Below are 504 nucleotides of genomic sequence, written 5' to 3' on the forward strand. Positions count from 1 at the left end.
CATACGGGTGCAGCGCCAACATGCCGGCCTTGAACGGTCGCGGATAGGTCTCGCACTCAAAGCGGACGGTCTGCGCCAACGTAGCGCAGGCATCCTGCTCGTGCGTAAAGACCAAAATCCGCGCGTAGTTATGGCTCATGTAACGGTCGGAGTAGTAGAAACAGGTGTCCTGCTGCGCTATTTCGACGATATCTCTGCCTTGTTCTTCGGCACGAATCTGCATCAACAGGACATCCAGCTCCTCTTCGCTTAACGCGCAGGGCGGCGCTAACAGCTCGCACCGATCCACCACCGCACCGTTGGCAGAGCAGCCACGCAGGTAATCCGCCAGAACGAGGTGGGGGGCTTTGGGCTCCTCCTCTACCGGCGTGGTTTCCTGCGCTGTCGGTGCATCGCGCAGTGCGTTGCTTAACGGCAGCAACAACCTGCGCCGGCGCAGGTCCGGTGCATCGCTGTCTGCAACGTCCTCTGTGGCGGCAAGCGCCGCATCCGGCAAGTCATCAG

1 protein-coding gene is annotated in these 504 nt (G+C 60.9%); it reads right to left on the reverse strand.

Annotation, left to right across the window (positions count from 1 at the left end; translation table 11 throughout):
* On the reverse strand, positions 1–504 hold a 504-nt coding region (locus J5224_RS35450), incomplete at both ends, for a hypothetical protein (protein ID WP_264629443.1).

The organism is Candidatus Symbiopectobacterium sp. NZEC135 (genome assembly GCF_025962695.1).